The sequence below is a fragment of the Quadrisphaera setariae genome (assembly GCF_008041935.1).
GTDB classification, from domain to species: Bacteria; Actinomycetota; Actinomycetes; order Actinomycetales; family Quadrisphaeraceae; genus Quadrisphaera; species Quadrisphaera setariae.
In genome coordinates this window covers 77,341-93,748 of sequence record NZ_VKAC01000004.1, presented here as the reverse complement: position 1 = coordinate 93,748, position 16,408 = coordinate 77,341, and the positions used below count along the sequence as shown (strand labels likewise).

General features: G+C 75.4%; 16 protein-coding genes. 6 read left to right on the top strand and 10 right to left on the bottom strand.

All coding sequences use genetic code 11. The features are described from left to right. Positions 1 to 23: 23 nt before the first annotated feature. Genes FMM08_RS07675 through FMM08_RS24070 form a run of 4 tightly spaced genes read right to left on the bottom strand, consistent with a single transcriptional unit; the run spans position 24 to position 2,490 of the window. Positions 24 to 596 carry a GNAT family N-acetyltransferase gene (locus tag FMM08_RS07675; protein ID WP_147925775.1) on the bottom strand — a complete coding sequence of 191 codons (573 nt, stop codon included), beginning with the start codon at positions 594 to 596 and terminating at the stop codon, positions 24 to 26. Positions 597 to 620: 24 nt separating this feature from the next. After that, complete coding sequence (prcA, locus tag FMM08_RS07670; protein WP_147925774.1) at positions 621 to 1,436, bottom strand: proteasome subunit alpha; 816 nt, start codon at positions 1,434 to 1,436, stop codon at positions 621 to 623. Beyond that, positions 1,433 to 2,278 (bottom strand): proteasome subunit beta, encoded by an 846-nt coding sequence (gene prcB, locus FMM08_RS07665; RefSeq protein WP_147925773.1) that lies wholly within the window; start codon positions 2,276 to 2,278, stop codon positions 1,433 to 1,435. Before prcB ends, prcA begins: the two co-directional genes overlap by 4 nt. Further along, positions 2,275 to 2,490, bottom strand: a complete 216-nt coding sequence (locus FMM08_RS24070; RefSeq protein ID WP_187279619.1) for a ubiquitin-like protein Pup — start codon at positions 2,488 to 2,490, stop codon at positions 2,275 to 2,277. Before FMM08_RS24070 ends, prcB begins: the two co-directional genes overlap by 4 nt. 150 nt (positions 2,491 to 2,640) lie before the next feature. Between FMM08_RS24070 and FMM08_RS07655 the strand changes: the two genes are divergently transcribed. Further along, positions 2,641 to 3,501: a HEAT repeat domain-containing protein gene (locus FMM08_RS07655; protein WP_187279618.1), complete on the top strand. Its 861-nt coding sequence runs from the start codon at positions 2,641 to 2,643 to the stop codon at positions 3,499 to 3,501. A 22-nt stretch (positions 3,502 to 3,523) separates the two neighbouring features. Here the strand turns inward: FMM08_RS07655 and FMM08_RS07650 are convergent, their stop codons facing one another. Both FMM08_RS07650 and FMM08_RS07645 read right to left on the bottom strand, forming a co-directional pair. Next, a complete protein-coding gene (locus FMM08_RS07650) occupies positions 3,524 to 5,002 on the bottom strand; it encodes a sensor histidine kinase (RefSeq protein WP_147925770.1) in 1,479 nt (492 codons plus the stop codon). Then, positions 4,999 to 5,691, bottom strand: a complete 693-nt coding sequence (locus tag FMM08_RS07645) for a response regulator transcription factor (RefSeq protein ID WP_147925769.1) — start codon at positions 5,689 to 5,691, stop codon at positions 4,999 to 5,001. Before FMM08_RS07645 ends, FMM08_RS07650 begins: the two co-directional genes overlap by 4 nt. Positions 5,692 to 5,829: 138 nt before the next feature. On the opposite strand from FMM08_RS07645, the gene FMM08_RS07640 reads away from it, so the two are divergent. Both FMM08_RS07640 and FMM08_RS07635 read left to right on the top strand, forming a co-directional pair. Continuing rightward, a complete protein-coding gene (locus tag FMM08_RS07640; protein WP_147925768.1) occupies positions 5,830 to 6,417 on the top strand; it encodes a hypothetical protein in 588 nt (195 codons plus the stop codon). Between the two features lie 51 nt (positions 6,418 to 6,468). Continuing rightward, entirely contained in the window at positions 6,469 to 6,915 is a 447-nt protein-coding gene (locus FMM08_RS07635; protein ID WP_147925767.1) for an SRPBCC family protein, read from the top strand. Positions 6,916 to 6,929: 14 nt separating this feature from the next. On the opposite strand, the gene dop is transcribed toward FMM08_RS07635, so the two are convergent. Next, positions 6,930 to 8,498, bottom strand: a complete 1,569-nt coding sequence (gene dop, locus FMM08_RS07630; RefSeq protein ID WP_147925766.1) for a depupylase/deamidase Dop — start codon at positions 8,496 to 8,498, stop codon at positions 6,930 to 6,932. A gap of 104 nt (positions 8,499 to 8,602) precedes the next feature. Here dop and FMM08_RS07625 point away from each other — a divergent pair, with 104 nt between their 5' ends. Beyond that, positions 8,603 to 9,007, top strand: coding sequence for a DUF3054 domain-containing protein (locus FMM08_RS07625; RefSeq protein ID WP_369431689.1), 405 nt, complete (start codon positions 8,603 to 8,605; stop codon positions 9,005 to 9,007). Between the two features lie 34 nt (positions 9,008 to 9,041). Here the strand turns inward: FMM08_RS07625 and arc are convergent, their stop codons facing one another. The 3 genes from arc to FMM08_RS07610 form a co-directional block, all read right to left on the bottom strand. Beyond that, positions 9,042 to 10,868 (bottom strand): proteasome ATPase, encoded by a 1,827-nt coding sequence (gene arc / locus FMM08_RS07620; RefSeq protein ID WP_147925765.1) that lies wholly within the window; start codon positions 10,866 to 10,868, stop codon positions 9,042 to 9,044. A 185-nt stretch (positions 10,869 to 11,053) separates the two neighbouring features. Further along, positions 11,054 to 12,160, bottom strand: a complete 1,107-nt coding sequence (locus tag FMM08_RS07615; protein WP_147925764.1) for a tRNA (adenine-N1)-methyltransferase — start codon at positions 12,158 to 12,160, stop codon at positions 11,054 to 11,056. Positions 12,161 to 12,244: 84 nt separating this feature from the next. Beyond that, positions 12,245 to 13,399 carry a site-2 protease family protein gene (locus FMM08_RS07610; protein WP_147925763.1) on the bottom strand — a complete coding sequence of 385 codons (1,155 nt, stop codon included), beginning with the start codon at positions 13,397 to 13,399 and terminating at the stop codon, positions 12,245 to 12,247. Between the two features lie 95 nt (positions 13,400 to 13,494). On the opposite strand from FMM08_RS07610, the gene FMM08_RS07605 reads away from it, so the two are divergent. Further along, on the top strand, positions 13,495 to 14,433 hold the full coding sequence (locus tag FMM08_RS07605) for a RecB family exonuclease (protein ID WP_255472154.1): 939 nt from the start codon (positions 13,495 to 13,497) through the stop codon (positions 14,431 to 14,433). A 240-nt stretch (positions 14,434 to 14,673) separates the two neighbouring features. Then, positions 14,674 to 16,368 (top strand): putative bifunctional diguanylate cyclase/phosphodiesterase, encoded by a 1,695-nt coding sequence (locus tag FMM08_RS07600; protein WP_147925762.1) that lies wholly within the window; start codon positions 14,674 to 14,676, stop codon positions 16,366 to 16,368. Positions 16,369 to 16,408: the final 40 nt, after the last annotated feature.

The following is a 16,408-nucleotide window of genomic DNA, read 5'->3' as shown; positions in this document are numbered from 1 at the left end:
GGACGCCCTGATCGCCCGGCCGGTCAGGTCAGGGGCTTGATGAGCACCACGAGGCGCACGCCGCGGTCGTCGACGCGGTCTGCGTCACCGGGTCTGTCGCTCACCCGGTACCCGGCGCGCTGGTACAGCGCGATCGAGCTCTCGGACGCCGCTCCGGTGAACAGCTCCATCCGCGCAGCGCCAGATCGGCGGGCCTCGTCCTCGGCCGCGCCGAGGAGGGCCTTGCCGAGCCCGCGTCCCTGCGCGTCGGGGACGACGACGAGCCTGCCGACGTGCCCGACGAGCGGACCCCCGCCGTCGTCGTCCTGGTCGTCCGGCCCTGCACCCTGAGCAGGTGACGGGTCACGGGCCAGGCGGACCCGGACCGCACCGAGGAGCCGGTCCGGCTTCCAGTCCGACCAGGCACCGGCCTCGGCGACGACGACGCGCAGGGCCGGGTCCTCGATGGCGGCGCGGACGTCAGCCACGGTCTCGCGCAGGGGCGGCAGCAGCGGGTCGCCGTAGCGCTGGGCCTCGCTGACGAACGCCGCCAGCGAGACCACCAGCACCTCTCCCGCGTCACCCGCCCGCGCAGGACGCAGCCGCCAGCCAGCCACCCCAGACCTCCCCGGGAACAGGGCTCAGTCGGCGGGCGGCAGGTCGACGGTGTCCGACGGCAGACCGGTGTGGCCGCTCGCCGGCGGAGTCTGCGCAGCAGCGGCCTGGGCGGCGGACGTCGCTCCAGCGCCAGCCTCGGCGGACCGGCCGTCGATGACCGCCTGGAGCACCGGCCCCTCGAGGCGGCGGAAGGTGCGCCGGGGACGGGCGCGCTCGAGCACCGCGACCTCGAGCTGGTCAGCGGTCAGGGTGCGGGCGGGGCCCCCCGCCGGGTCGGGCGAGAGGGCCCGCAGCGCCAGCGCGAGCACACCGGGCAGGTCGAGGTCGGCTCGCCAGCCCTCGCGCAGCGGCCCGACGACCGCCTCGGTCTGGCCACCGATGATGACCACGCCGTGCTCCTCCGCCACGGAGCCGTCGTAGGTGAGGCGGTAGAGCTGGTCGGTGCCCGGCTCCGGGCCGACCTGCGCCACCACCACCTCGACCTCCAGCGGCTTAGGCTCGCTGGTGAACACCGCCCCCAGGGACTGCGCGTAGGCGTTGGCCAGGCCCCGGGCGGTGACGTCGGCGCGGTCGTAGGAGTACCCGCGCAGGTCGGCGTAGCGCACCCCGGCCACGCGCAGGTTCTCGAACTCGTTGTACTTGCCGACCGCGGCGAAGCCGATGCGGTCGTAGATCTCGCTGACCTTGTGCAGCGCCTTCGACGGGTTCTCCGCCACGAAGGCGATGCCGCCTGCGTACTCGGCCACCACCACGGACCGGCCGCGGGCGATGCCCTTGCGGGCGTAGTCGGCCTTGTCCCGGATGAGCTGCTCGGGGCTGACGTAGAACGGCATGCTCATCGGCGGCGGCCCTCCTGCTCGGCGGTGCGGTCGGCGATGACAGCGGCGGCCACGCGGCCGAGGTCGTCCTCGCTGACGCGCACGTAGCCCTCGGCGGTCACGACGGCGACGACGGGCCAGATGCGGCGCACCACGTCGGGACCGCCGGTGGCGGAGTCGTCGTCGGCGGCGTCGTAGAGGGCCTCCACGGCCACCCGCACGGCGCCGTCGGCGTCCAGGCCCGGGCGCCACAGCTTCTTGAGGGCACCGCGGGCGAAGAGCGAACCGGAGCCGACGGCGTGGTGCTCGTGCTCCTCGTAGCGGCCGCCCGTGACGTCGTAGCTGAAGATCCGGCCGGTCTGGCGCGCGAGGTCGTACCCGGCGAACAGCGGTACCACCGCCAGGCCCTGCATGGCCAGGCCGAGGTTGCCGCGCACCATCGTGGCCAGGCGGTTCGCCTTGCCGTCCAGGCTGAGCAGCGCGCCCTCGATCTTCTCGTAGTGCTCCAGCTCCACCTGGAACAAGCGCACCAGCTCCACCGCCAGGCCCGCGGACCCCGCGATGCCCACGCAGCTCCACGCGTCGGCCGGGAAGACCTTCTCGATGTCGCGGCTGGCGATCATCGACCCGGCGGTGGCGCGCCGGTCACCGGCCATCACCACGCCTCCCGGGAACGTCAGCGACACGATCGTGGTTCCGTGCGGCGCCAGCTGCTCGCCCTGCCCCGCCGCGCCGGCGTGACCCGTGTGCTGGGCCGCCGCGCGACGGCCGGGCAGCAGCTCCGGTGCGTGCGCCCCGAGGAACTCCGTGAACGAGGAGCTGCCGGGCGTGGTGAACGCCGGCGGCAGCGGAGCTGCCGTCACTGGCCGCCCTTCTGCGTGTACTGGCGCACGAACTGCTCCGCGTTCGACTCGAGCACGTCGTCGATCTCGTCGAGGAGGGCGTCGACGTCGTCGGTGGCCGACGACGCCGTGGCCTCCTCGGACCCGGCCCCGGAGCGCGGCAGCGGCTCGACCTCGTGCTCGACCTCGTCCTTGTCGCGCCGCGACGGGCGCTGCTGCTCCTGACCTGGCACCGGTGCCTCCTCCAGGTGACTGCTCGACTGGCCGGAGCACCCACGGGGCGGGGTCCGGTCGTGCTCTCTCGATCGTAGGCGCGGGCGCCGACGGCGCGACCGGCACCCGGTCGATCCGGCGACCTGCCGACGACCTGGCAGCATCGGCGCGTGCCCGACCAGTCCGACCCGTCCGCCTCGTCCGCCGCAGGCCCTGCGCCCGCGACCGCCGGCGTGCCCAGCGAGCTCGTCGAGGCCCGCGAGGGCACCGGCGCTGCGTTCCCCGCCGCCCTGGCCGCTCACGCCCGCCGCACCGGGGCCCTCGCCGACGCCGCCGCCTGGTGGGGCTCTCCCGAGACCGCCGTCCGACAGGTCGGCCTGGAGCTGTCCGCGGTCCTCGCCGGGCCCGCCTCCCCGCTGCCCCTGGCCGAGCGCGACCGCGCCCGCGAGCAGGTGGCCGAGCAGGCGGCGCAGGCCGCCACCAGCGACGACGCCGACCTGCGCTGGGCCGCCGCCAAGGCGCTCGGCGCCGCCGGGCCCTCCGCGGCAGCCCTCGACGTGCTCGTCGTCCTCCTCTCCGACGCCGACCCCGACGTCCGCTGGCAGGCCGTCACCTGCCTGCCCCTGGCGCTCGGCGCTGACGCGGGCTCCCTCGACGGCGACGCCGGCCGCCGCGCCGTCGGCGCGCTCCTGCAGGCCACCCGGGACGACGACGACGACGTCGTCGAGCAGGCCGTCTTCGCCCTCGCCGAGCAGCTGGACCCCACCGGGGCCGCCGCCACCCCCGAGGTGGCCCACGCCCTGGCCGCCCGCCTCGACGCCCCGGGCGAGACCGGAGGCCTGGCCGCCCTCGGCCTGGTGCGGCGCTCCGACGACCGCGCCGAGCCCGCCGTCCGCGCCGCGCTGGCCCGCGCCCTGGACGACCCGGACTCCGAGCTCGACGAGCCGTGGCTGACCGCCGCCGACCTGCTGCCGGGGCTCGCGGCTCTGGCCGCCGACGTCCGCAGCGCCGGAGCGTCCGAGAGCGACTGACCGGAGTCCCCGGGCAGTACGGCTAGTCCGCCGGCGGGAAGGCCAGTGAGACGGTCGTCCCGCCCGGTCCGGTCTGCAGGTCCACCGCGCCGCCCTGCGCCAGCGTCACCGACCGCACCACCGCCAGCCCCAGTCCCGACCCGCGGGTGTCGCCGCTGGAGCGGGTCGTCACGAACGGCTCGAACGCCACCTCCGCGAGCGCCGGGTCCATGCCGGGGCCGTCGTCGGCGACCTCCAGCACCACCCAGCCGTCCTCCCGCCGCCGCGCCCCCACGCTCACGCGCGTTCCCGGCGGCGTGTGGGTGCGCGCGTTGAGCACGAGGTTGAGCAGCGCCTGGACCATCCGGTCCTCGTCACCGACGACGACGACGGCCGGCGCCTCCCGCTCGTCCTGCACGTCCACGCCCTCCAGCCCCAGCCCCCGCGAGCGCTCCGCGACGGCCGTGAGCAGGTCGGGCACGAAGACGGCCTCGACCGCGGCGGAGTCCGCGGTGCCGCCGCGGGTGACGGCGGTGAGGTCCTCGACGATGCGGGCCAACCGGTCCAGCTCGCGGCGCAGCACCGCGGCGGTCGCGGCGGCGTCGTCGTCGTGGGGTGCGGCGGTGAGCTCGAAGACCTCCAGGTGGCCCTGCGCCACGGCCAGCGGCGTGCGCAGCTCGTGGGAGACGGCGGCGAGCACCTGGCGGCGCAGCGCCTCGTCGCGGCTGATGCGGGCGAGCATGCGCTCCACCTCGTGGGCGACCACCCCCACCTCGTCGCGGCGGTCGGCACCGGGCAGCCGCGGTGCGCCGTCGGGGAGGGCGGCGAGGTCGACGTCGGCAGCGGCCCGCGCCAGGTGCCGCAGCGGTGCGGTGGCCCGGCGCACGGCGACGACGAGCACGGCTCCGCCGACCAGCAGCCCCACACCACCGGTCAGCGCGATCCGCTGCAGCACGTCGACCGCCTGTGCCCGGCCCGGCTCGAGGCTGCCCACGAGGAGCGCGGTGGCCACCCGCTGGCCGCCGACCTCCACGGGGGCGTTGAGGACGCGCAGGTCTCCGGCCGCCGACGGCGCCGTGAGGAGCTGGCCGGGCTCTCCCGCGGGGAGGTCTCCGCGGTTGAGCAGGCCGGCCAGCGCCGGCGGCCCCGCGGTCGAGCGCTGGACCCTGCCGTCGACGTCGAGCACCAGCAGGTGGCGGGCGCTGCCGTCGTGGGTGAGCAGGTAGGCGGCCGCGGCCGTCCTCGCCTCGTCGGCGGACACGACGCCGTCGGCCCCGGCCTGCGCCCTGACGAGGGCCGGCAGGTCGGTGCGCAGGTCGGTGAGCTGGTCGGTGAGGAGCCGGTCGAGGGAGGTCCGGTCCCCCACGCGCACCAGCTCGGACGCAGCCAGGCCCGCGCCCGCGAGCGTGGCGGCCATCACCGCGAGCGCCACGGCCGTCAGCCGCACGTGCAGGCCGGCGCCGCGCCGCACCGAGCGCTGACCGGGCTGCTGACCGGGCTGCTGGGCGGACGGCCGGCTCACGCGACCAGCCGGTACCCGGCGCCGCGGACGGTCTCGATGCGCTCGGCGCCCACCTTGCGGCGCACGTGCCGCACGCAGGTCTCCACCACGTTGCTGGCGCCGTCGAAGTCGTAGCCCCACACCCTGTCGAGCAGCTGCACCTGGGAGAGCACCTGGCCGGGGTGGCGCAGCAGCGTCTCCAGCAGCGCGAACTCCCGCGACGACAGCGCCACCTCGCGGGACCGGCCGTCGTCGTCCTCTGAGCCCTCAGGGACCTCGTGGACGCGCACCCGGCGGGTGCGGACGTCGAGGGTCAGCCCGCCGGCGCTGAGCACCACCGAGGACGGCTGGGCGGGCTGGCGCAGCCTCGCGCGCACCCGGGCGAGCAGCTCGGTGAAGCTGAACGGCTTGACCACGTAGTCGTCGGCGCCGGCCTCGAGGTTCGCCACGCGGTCGGCGACGGCGTCCTTGGCGGTGAGCACGATGACGGGCAGCGACGGGCGGGCCGCGCGGATGCGCGCCAGCACCTGCTCCCCCGGCAGGTCCGGCAGCCCCAGGTCGAGGACGACCAGCTCGACGTCCTCGCGCAGCGCCGCGAGCGCGCCCGCGCGCCCACCGCACTCGCTGAGCACCGCGAAGCCCGCGGACTCCAGCCCCCTGCGCAGGAACGCGGTGATGCCCGCCTCGTCCTCGACCACCAGAACAGCCACGCCCGACATCCTGCCGGGCGACCACGGCGCGCACCTGGCGCGAAGATGACAGGACCGTCAGGTGCGCGACAGGCCAGCGCCACACCCGCCGGGAAACCTCGGGGTCGACAGCAGCTGAGCCCGACCCAGGAGGACACCATGACCCGCCAGCGCACCTTCGCCCTCGTCGCCGCCGGCCTGCTCGGCACCGCCGCGCTCACCGCCTGCGGCAGCCAGGACGCGCGCACCGTGGGCTCCGTCGCCGTCGACGACGTCGCCCCCGCCTCGAGCAGCAGCCAGGTGGCGAGCGCGGCCACCGGCGCGGGGAGCGCCTCGGCCACGCTGCCGGCGGAGCCCGTCAGCGCCCTGCAGACCGTGCAGGGCGTGCTCGAGCGCGACGCCGACGACGACGATGACGACGCCCAGGACCCGGCCGACCGCTACGACGACTTCACCGTGAACGGCATCGAGGTCGACTTCGGCCCGTCGGAGTGGATCATCGCGGCGCCCGCCCTGCAGGACTACGACGGCGACGGCACCGCCGAGCCGTTCGCCGCCGAGCTGGACGGCCTGGTCGGCCAGCAGGTGACGCTGCAGGTCCGCGACGACGACGCTGACGACGACAGCGCTGACGACCGGATGGACGACGCCGACGTCTACGAGGTCCAGGGTCTGGCCCTGCGCGACCTCACCGGCCCCGCCCCGTGGCGCGGCGGCCCGGCTCCCACCGGCGCGCTGGTCGGCTGACCCTGCGGACGGGCCGGCGGGAGCGGTGATCGGGTCGGGGAGACTGGGGGCATGAGCCCTCGCGTCACCGCCTCCAGCGAGCACCCCGCCGCCGTCCCCGCCCACCAGCTGCGCGCCGCCCTGGCCGACTACACCGGCGCGCGGCGCGCGGCGATGCCCGGGGCGTACAGCCAGTACCGCGTGGAGGCCGGCGGGACGGGGCCCGGCACCACGGTCGGGTGGCGCTTCCAGGCCACGAAGAGCCGGGTGCGCGAGCAGCTCGTGGAGGTCTCCGAGGAGCCTGACGGCACCCTCGTGGAGAGCGACACCCGCTCCTCGATGGTCACCCGCTGGACGGTGGTCCCCACCGGGATGAGCGCCTGCACGGTCTCCTCGACGACCACGTGGGACGGCGCCGGGGGCGTCAAGGGCTTCTTCGAGCGCACCTTCGCGCCGCTGGGCCTCAAGCGCGTGAACACCGAGCTGGTCGCGAACCTCGAGCGCGCCCTCAAGGGCTGATCAGCGACCGGCCCTCAGCGACCTGACAGGGCGTCCACCAGCGAGGCGGCGTCGGGGCAGCGGTCCAGGAGGGCCTCGGTGCCGGCTCGGGTGCCGCGCAGCGGCTCGAGCATCGGCACCCGCTGCAGCGCCCCCCTGCCGGGCACGTCGAAGATCACCGAGTCCCAGCTGGCGGCGGCGACGTCGCGGGAGTACCGCGACAGGCACTGGCCGCGGAACCAGGCGCGGGTGTCCTCCGGGGGCTCGGTGGTCGCCGCCTCCGCCTCGGCGTCGGTGACGAGCTCCTCCACCGCGCCGCGGGCGCGCAGCCGCGCGTGCAGCCCCTTGGCGGGGTTGACGTCGGCGTACTGCAGGTCGATGAGCGCGAGGCGGGGCGAGTCCCAGGCCAGGCCGTCCCGGTCCCGGAAGCCCTGGAGCAGCCGCAGCTTGGCCACCCAGTCGAGCTGGCCGGCCAGGCGGAACGGGTCCGCCTCGAGGTCGGTGAGCACCCGCTCCCAGCGGGCCAGCACGTCGGCCGTCTCGGCGCGGGCGGCCTCGTCCGGGCCGCCGCCGCGCGAGGCCACGTGGGCGCGGGCCGCCTCCAGGTACCGCCACTGCAGCTCGACCGCGGTGAGCTCGCTGCCGTCGGCCAGCCGCACCCGGTGCCGCAGGGAGGGGTCGTGGCTGACGGCGTGCAGCTCGGAGACCGGAGCGGAGACCACCAGGTCGGGGGCGGTGCCCGCCTCCACCATGTCCAGGACAAGCGACGTCGTCCCGAGCTTGAGGTAGGTGGCGACGTCGCACAGGTTCGCGTCCCCGATGATCACGTGGAGGCGCCGGTAGCGGTCAGCGCTGGCGTGCGGCTCGTCGCGGGTGTTGATGATCGGTCGCTTGAGGGTGGTCTCCAGACCGACCTCGGTCTCGAAGTAGTCGGCGCGCTGGGACAGCTGGAAGCCCGGCTCCTCGCCCCGCTGCCCCAGGCCCACGCGGCCAGCGCCGCAGACCACCTGGCGGCTGACGAAGAAGGGCACCAGGCCCCGCACGACCGCCCCGAACGGCGTGGTGCGGGCCATGAGGTAGTTCTCGTGGGTGCCGTAGGAGGCGCCCTTGCCGTCGGTGTTGTTCTTGTAGAGGTTCACCGGGTCCAGGCCCGGGGAGGCGGCCACGCGCGACGCCGCCCGGCGCATGACGAGCTCGCCCGCGCGGTCCCACCGCACCGCCGCCAGCGGACCGGTGACCTCCGGGGAGGAGTACTCGGGGTGGGCGTGGTCGACGTAGAGGCGGGCGCCGTTGGTGAGGACGACGTTGGCGCTCGCCGGGTCCTCGGCGCCCACGCCGGCGCCGTCACCGGTCTCGCGGCGGCCGGGGGCGTCGGTGAGCTGGCTGGAGTGCGCCGCGCTGCGGGGCACCTCGTAGCCGCGGGCGTCGCGCAGGGGCGCCTCGTCCTCGTAGTCCCAGCGCGGACCGCTGCGCCGACCCGAGACCAGCGGTGCCGCGTAGCTGGCCACCACCTGGCTGGACAGCAGCACGGGGTCGTGCTCGGGGTGGCCCGGCGCCGAGACGCCGTACTCGGTCTCGACACCCACGACCCGGCGCACGCTCATCACGGCCACCCTAGGCTCGGCTCGTGACGCAGCGCGCGGCAGCCCCTTCCCGGACCCGGGCCACCCGGAGCTCGCGGAGGACGACGACGGCGAGCGCACCGGCCCTGGTGGCGGCGCTCGTCGTCGACGTCGTCCTCGTGCTGGTCTTCGCCGCTGTGGGCCGCCGCTCGCACGGCGAGGCCGACGCGGTGGCCGGCCTGGCGCACACCGCCTGGCCGTTCCTGGCGGGGCTCGCGGCCGGCTGGCTGCTGGCGGTGCTGCTGGGACGGCGCCAGGGCCGGTCACCGCTGGCGGTGGTCCCCGCGGGCCTGGTGGTCTGGGCGGGGACGCTGGTGGGCGGGCACCTGCTGCGGCTGGTCTCCGGCCAGGGCAGCGCGTGGAGCTTCGCGGTGGTCAGCGCCGTCGTCCTGGCGGTCTTCCTGCTGGGCTGGCGAGCTCTGAGGACGCCGCTGGCCCGCGTGCTGCGGAGCACGCGGGCCAGCGGACACGGGCCTCGCGGCCAGGACTGACGGCCAGGAGCGGGCCCCCTGGCCGAGGGGTGGGCTAGAGGTACTGACCCGTGCCGTTGACGGTGTCGATGCTCCGACCGGGCTCGGAGCCCTGCTTGCCCTGGATGATCGTGCGGATGTAGGTGATCCGCTCGCCCTTCTTGCCCGAGATCCGCGCCCAGTCGTCGGGGTTGGTGGTGTTGGGCAGGTCCTCGTTCTCCTTGAACTCGTCGACGCAGGCCGCCATCAGGTGCTCGATCCTGATGCCGCGCTGGCCGGTGGTCAGGAGGTCCTTGATGGCGGACTTCTTGGCCCTGTCGACGATGTTCTGGATCATCGCGCCGGAGTTGAAGTCCTTGAAGTACAGGACCTCCTTGTCACCGTTGGCGTAGGTGACCTCGAGGAACTGGTTCTCCTCGGACTCCGCGTACATCCGCTCCACGGTCCGCTCGATCATCGCGACGGCGGTGGCCGTCGGGGAGCCGCCGTTCGCGGCGAGGTCGTCGGCGTGCAGCGGCAGGTCGGGCGTCAGGTACTTGGCGAAGACGTCGTGGGCGGCCTGCGCGTCGGGGCGCTCGATCTTGATCTTCACGTCGAGGCGGCCCGGGCGCAGGATGGCCGGGTCGATCATGTCCTCGCGGTTGGAGGCGCCGATGACGATGACGTTGTCGAGCCGCTCCACGCCGTCGATCTCCGCGAGCAGCTGCGGCACGATCGTCGTCTCGGTGTCAGAGGAGACGCCGGACCCGCGGGTGCGGAACAGCGACTCCATCTCGTCGAAGAAGACGATGACGGGCGTGCCCTCGGACGCCTTCTCCCGGGCCCGGGCGAAGATCAGCCGGATGTGCCGCTCGGTCTCGCCGACGTACTTGTTGAGCAGCTCCGGGCCCTTGATGTTCAGGAAGAAGCTGCGCACCTCCGTCTTGCCCTGGCGCTCGGCGGCCTGCTTGCTCAGCGAGCGCGCCACCGCCTTGGCGATGAGCGTCTTGCCGCAGCCGGGAGGGCCGTACAGCAGGATCCCCTTGGGCGCCTTGAGCCCGTGCTCGCGGAAGAGCTCGGGGTGGGCGAACGGCAGCTCCACCGCGTCGCGTATGGCCTCGATCTGCCCGGCCAGACCGCCGATGTCGGTGTACTCGATGTCGGGGACCTCCTCCAGGAGGAGCTCCTCGACCTCGGCCTTGGGCACCTTCTCGAAGACCACCGAGCTGCGGGGATCGAGGTTGAGGGCGTCGCCCACGCGCAGCTTGGCCGCCTGCAGCGGCGCCGCCAGGCGCACCACGCGCTCCTCGTCGGCCTGGGCGGTGACCAGCGCGCGGCCGCCGTCGAGGACCTCCTTGAGGGTCACCACCTCGCCGATGCGGTCGTACCCGCCGGCGCGGACCACGTTGAGGGACTCGTTGAGGAGCACCTCCTGGCCGTGACCGAGCGCCGCGGCGTCGACGGCGGGGCTGACCGCCACGCGCACCTTGCGGCCCGCCTGCACGACGTCGGCGGTGCCGTCCTCGTGCAGCTCCAGGAACGTGGCGTAGCCCGAGGGGGGCTGCGCCAGGCGCTCCACCTCGCCCTTGAGCTCCACCAGCCGGGAGCGCGCCTCGGTGAGGGTGCGCACCAGCCTGTCGTTCTGGGACGTCGAGGCCGCGAGCTGCCGCTCGAGGTCAGCAGCCCGCTCCTCCAGCGCCCGCGTGCGGGCGGGGGTCTCCGCCAGGCGCCTCCGCAGGGCACCCACCTCCTCGCGCAGGCCCTCCACCGCACGCCTCTGGGCGGGGGGCTCGTGCAGCTCGTGCGTCACCGGGCGCTCGGCCTCGGCCTGGGCGGGCGCGACGGGCCTGGTCTGGCCCTCGCGCTCTGGTCCTCCGGGGAACCCTGAGCTCGCGTCTGACATGGCACACCTCCGCACGGCCCGCTTGCGGCGGGCCGGAGTCGAGTCCGTGCTCGACGATAACTCCCGGCCCCGACGTCGCGCGGCGAGATCCCCCCGCCGCGGCACGACCGTCACCCTGCTGTGACGCAGCGCACCCGTGGCGGCGGACGGGCGGCGGCAACGCCGGGCCCGTCCGCCGGCGAGGACTAGGACGACGCGGCGTCCGGGGACGACGGCTCCCCGGAGGCCTCCGGTGAGGAGGGCTCCGGGGAGGCGGAGGACGCCGACGACGACGCGGCGTCGGCGATCCGCGCGGCGTCCCGGGCGGAGCGGCGCAGCTTCTTGTCCGAGGTGCCGCGCACGCCGAGGGCGGTGTCGTCGAACTCCTCCTCCGCCCACGGGGAGACCAGCGCGCCGGACTCGTCGCTGGCGCCCGGCGCGGGGCGGCGGCGCCGCTGCGGCGCGGTGGTGCCCGGGGCGAGGCGCCGGCTGGTGAGCAGGAAGCCGGTGTGGCCGACCATGCGGTGCTCGGGGCGCACGGACAGCCCCTCCAGGTGCCAGCCGCGCACGAGCGACTCCCACGCGCTGGGCTCGGTCCAGCAGCCCTGCCCGCGCAGGTCCTCCGCCAGGCGCGACAGCTGCGTGGCGGTGGCCACGTAGGCGATGAGCACACCGCCGGGCGAGAGCACCGTCGCCACGGACCCCAGGCACTCCCAGGGGGCCAGCATGTCGAGCACCACGCGGTCCACGCTGCCCGGCTCCTCGCCGGTCTCGGGGTCCACCAGGGCGCTGGCGAGGTCGCCGACGGTCACGCGCCACGCGGGGTGCGGCCCGCCGAAGAACCCCTCGACGTTGCCGCGGGCGATGTCGGCGAAGTCGGCGCGGCGCTCGTAGGAGTGCACGTGCCCGTCGTCGCCGACGGCCCGCAGCAGGGACATCGACAGCGCGCCGGACCCGACGCCCGCCTCCACCACCCGGGCGCCGGGGAAGACGTCGGCCATGGCCACGATCTGCCCGGCGTCCTTGGGGTAGACCACCGCCGCACCGCGCGGCATGGAGAGGACGTGGTCGGCCAGGAGCGGGCGCAGGGCCAGGTACTCGTGCCCGGAGGTGCTCACCACGACGGACCCGTCGGGCTCGCCGATGAGCTGCTCGTGGCGCAGGTGGCCGCGGTGGGTGTGGAACGTGGCGCCGGGCGCCAGCGTGATGGTGTGCAGACGACCGCGCGGGTCGGTCAGCTGGACGCGGTCTCCCACACGGAACGGGCCGCGCCTCAGCGCGGAGCCGGTGCTCACGGCTCGATCACTCCTCAGGGCTCGTGGACGGACGGGGCTGGCAAGGGGGTCAGGCAGGTGCTGGCGAGGTGCCCGCGGGGGTCTCGGGCCGGGCGGGGCGCCTCAGCGGCGCCCGGCGCCCGGTCGCATGACCGCCGCGGCCACGTCGCTGGCCAGCAGCAGCCCCGTCACGGCGCCGTCGGGCCCCACGAGCACCCACTCCTCGCTGGACGGCCCCGACATGGCGGTCAGCAGGTGCGAGCCTGCCAGGTCGTCGCGCAGGGCGGTGCCGGGCAGGAGGGCGCGGGCGGCCGACGCGGCGGGCACCGCGTCGCGCCGCTCGGGCGGGACGGCGGCGACGGCGTCCCGGTCGAGCAGTGCGGCGGGGCGGCCGTCGGGCGCGGTCAGCACCACCCACGCTCCTCCGGGGACGGTCCGCGCGTGCTCGAGCGCCGCGGCGAGCGAGACCGCCGCGGGGACGCCCACCGCCGGACGGGCCAGCTCGCGGGCGCTGACCCGGACCCCGCGCATCCTGCGGTGGTAGGAGGGCGCGGCGAGCGCCGCGGTGGCGCCGGACCACAGGACCGCACCGACGGCGGCGGCCCACACGACGGTGTACAGGTCGGGCCGGTACCCCTGCAGCAGCGGCCACCCGACCGCCACGAGGGGCACGCCCACGGCGAGCGCCCGACCGGTCCAGCCCGCGGCCACCGTGCCGCGGTCGCGGCTGCCGCTGGCGCCCCACACGACGGCCTCGAGCAGCCGGCCGCCGTCCAGGGGCAGGCCCGGCAGCACGTTGAAGACGGCGACGAACGCGTTGGTGAGCACGGTCGCGGACAGCAGCAGCGTCGGGACGGGCGACAGCGGCACGACGAGCAGCGGCAGGTAGGCCAGCAGCGCGAGGACGGCGTTCGCCAGCGGCCCGGCGACGGCGACGGCGGAGCTGCGCCACGGCGAGGGCAGCTCGTTCTCGAAGAGCGTGTGCCCGCCCCACAGCGTCAGCACGATGCGGCTCGCGGGCAGTCCGAGCGAGCGGGCCACCACCGCGTGCGCCAGCTCGTGGACGAGCACCGAGACGCCCAGCAGGACGGCGTAGGCGAAGGCGACGACGTAGGACGCGAGGGCGCCGAGCTGGGGGGCGGTCGCCACCACGGAGCCGTGGAACAGCAGCGTGATCACCGCGGCGATGGCGAACCACGACCACGCCAGGATCACGGGGACGCCGAGCAGACGCCCCAGGACCAGTCCTTCGGAGCGCTCGGACGTCGCCCCAGCCACGGCGCCAGGGTACGGGGCCCGGTGCGCGGCTCTGGATCCACAGGCAGCACCTCGAGGCGCCCGCGGTGTCGGAGGGGGCGCCTACCGTGGGCGTCGTGTCCGCTTCCCCCGCCACCGAGGTCCCGTCCGAGGTGCGTGCCGAGGTCTGCCTCGAGGTGTCCGCAGAGGCGCCGGCCCGGGCCGACCAGGCGCCGCCGGCGAGCCGCCGCTCGCTGTCGCCCTCGCGCGCCAGCGACTTCCAGCAGTGCCCGCTGCTGTACCGGTTCCGCACGGTGGACAAGCTGCCCGAGCCGCCGTCCGAGGCCGCGGTGCGGGGCACGCTCGTCCACTCCGCGCTCGAGCACCTCTTCGACCTCCCGGCCGACCAGCGCACGCGGGAGGCGGCCGAGGCGCTGCTGCCCCAGCGGTGGGAGCAGCTGCAGGTGGACGAGCCGGACGTCGCCGCCCTCTTCGAGGAGTCGGAGGCCGAGCGCCGCTGGCTGGCCTCGGCGGCGGCGCTGGTGCGGACCTGGTTCACCCTGGAGGACCCGACCCGCCTCGAGCCCGCCGAGCGGGAGATGAGGGTCGAGACCGAGCTCGACTCGGGTCTGCTGCTGCGGGGCATCATCGACAGGGTCGACATCGCGCCCAACGGCCTGGTGCGGGTGGTCGACTACAAGACGGGCCGCTCCCCCGGTGAGGGCTTCGAGGGCAAGGCGCTGTTCCAGATGCGCTTCTACGCCCTGGCCGTGTGGCGGCTCAAGGGCGTGGTCCCGGCGCTGCTGCAGCTGGTCTACCTCGGTGACGGCGTCGTGCTGCGCCTGCAGCCCACCGAGGACGAGCTGCTGGCCACCGAGCGCAAGCTGGAGGCGATCTCGGCCGCCGTCGAGCACGCCCGGGAGACCGGCGACTGGAGGCCGCGCAAGAGCAGGCTCTGCGGCTGGTGCGCCCACCAGGCGATCTGCCCGGCCTGGGGCGGCACTCCCCCGCCACTGCCCGGCAGCGCGGCGGAGGCGCCTGCGGGTGACGACCGGGAGGGTGGCGCGCCGGCCTGACGCTGCTCCGGTCGGGGGCGCCTGCTGCAGTGACCTGCGCCACTCGCCGATGGAGAGGAGGTGACCTGGCGCACCTCCTCGGCCGGACACCGCAGGGACCGGACCGCTGACGCTCCCGCTGCCCCTGCCCACCCGTCCGCCTGGGGCTCAGGACTCCTCGCGGCGCCCAGGTGGTCGCGAGGACGGAGCTCGCTCGTCACCGCACGACCGGCGGTCGCCTGGCTGAGCGGGTCCCTGTTCGTGGCCACCGGCCTGGCGGTGATCCTCAGCACGCTGCTGCCCAGTGCGGCGCCGGAGCGCGACGTCACCCTCGTGAGGGTCGTCAACGGGCTGGCGGTGGTGGCAGGGATCGGCATGGTGCTGCTGCGGGCGCACACGACGCGCCTGCTGCCCCACGTCGTCATCGGCGGCGGGGTGGTGCTCATCACGACGGCGCTGCACGCCTCCGGAGGTGGTGCGAGCGCAGTCGCGTACGCCGCGGTGTACTGCCTGGCCCCCGGGTACGCGTTCATGCTGCTGCCCCCGCGGTCCGCCACGGTGCACCTGCTGCTGACCGTGCTGGTCGGAGCGCCGTCGCTGGCGCTGTCCGCGGGCGTGGGCCCGGCCGAGCAGGTCGTCGTGTGGTCCGTCGCCGTGCTGCTCGGCGCCGTCGTCGGCTGGATGGCGCGGGCGCTGCAGCGGGCCGAGGCGGACCACCTGACGGGTCTGGCCAACCACCGCGGTCTCGAGAGGGCCCTGGACGAGGCGATCGCCTCGGGCGGGGCGGCCGACCTGGCCTACGCCCTGCTCGACCTGGACCACTTCAGGGCCTGGAACGACACCCGCGGCAGGGCCTCGGGCGACAGGCTGCTGCAGGAGGTCGCGCGGGCCTGGGCGGAGGTGGTGCCCCCGGGCACGGCCCTGGGCCGGCTGGGCGCCGACGCGTTCGGGCTCGTGCTGCCGCAGACCTCTGCGGCCGAGGCCGAGCTGCTGCTCACCCGCCTGCACGCCGCGCTGCCGTCCGGCGCCACCTGCTCCGCGGGTCTGGCCCAGCACGAGCCCGGGGAGTCCGCGTCGATGCTGACGGCCCGCACGGAGTCGGCCGTCTACGCGGCCAAGCGCGCCGGGCGGTCCCGCACCCACGTGCACGCCGGCGGCGGACCAGACGGGCGCGCCGTGCTCGAGGGTCTGCAGCGCGGGGAGTTCGAGGTGCACTACCAGCCGATCGTCGACCCCCGCACAGGGCGCACCACAGCCGCCGAGGCGCTGGTCCGCTGGCGCACTCCTGAGGGGGGCCTGGTGCCCCCCAGCGACTTCCTGCCCGACGCCGAGCGCTCCGGCGTCATCGTCCAGCTCGGGGCGTGGGTCCTGCGCACCGCGTGCAGCGCCGCGGCCACCTGGACGGCGGACGGCTCCGAGGACGCGGTGCCCTACCTCACGGTGAACGCCTCGGGGCCGGAGCTGCAGGACCCGACCTACTGGCGGACCGTCCACGACGCCCTCGCCGCCACGGGCCTGCCGGCCGAGCGGCTGGTGCTGGAACTCGTGGAGAGCCACTACGACATCGAGTCGCTCCACCTGGCCAACAACCTGCACCAGATCCGCCAGCTCGGTGTGCGCACGGCGCTGGACGACTTCGGGACGGGCTACTCGAGCCTCGACAGGCTGCGCCGGTCGGGCGTGGACATCCTCAAGATCGACAAGAGCTTCACGGACGACATCACCTCCGAGACCTCGGAGGCGCCGCTGGTCCTGGCGATCTTGGCGATGGGCAAGGCGCTCGGGCTGCGCGTCGTCGCGGAGGGGGTCGAGACCCGCGCCCAGGCGGCCTGGCTCGTGGCGCACGGCTGCGACGCAGCGCAGGGCTGGTTCTTCGGGCGCCCGGCGCCCCACCTGGAGCGCGCGACGGCCTCAGGGCGCAGCGATGGCCCTACCCGCATCGCTGTTCAGCACTGACGAAGCACCCAGACTTCACCTAGTGTGTTCGCAGCGCACC

Excerpts from the sequence above, each read along its gene's own strand:
- prcA (WP_147925774.1), bottom strand. The coding sequence starts at position 1,436 with ATGAGCATGCCGTTCTACGTCAGCCCCGAGCAGCTCATCCGGGACAAG.
- FMM08_RS07640 (WP_147925768.1), top strand. The coding sequence starts at position 5,830 with ATGACCCGCCAGCGCACCTTCGCCCTCGTCGCCGCCGGCCTGCTCGGC.
- FMM08_RS07635 (WP_147925767.1), top strand. The coding sequence starts at position 6,469 with ATGAGCCCTCGCGTCACCGCCTCCAGCGAGCACCCCGCCGCCGTCCCC.
- dop (WP_147925766.1), bottom strand. The coding sequence starts at position 8,498 with ATGAGCGTGCGCCGGGTCGTGGGTGTCGAGACCGAGTACGGCGTCTCG.
- arc (WP_147925765.1), bottom strand. The coding sequence starts at position 10,868 with ATGTCAGACGCGAGCTCAGGGTTCCCCGGAGGACCAGAGCGCGAGGGC.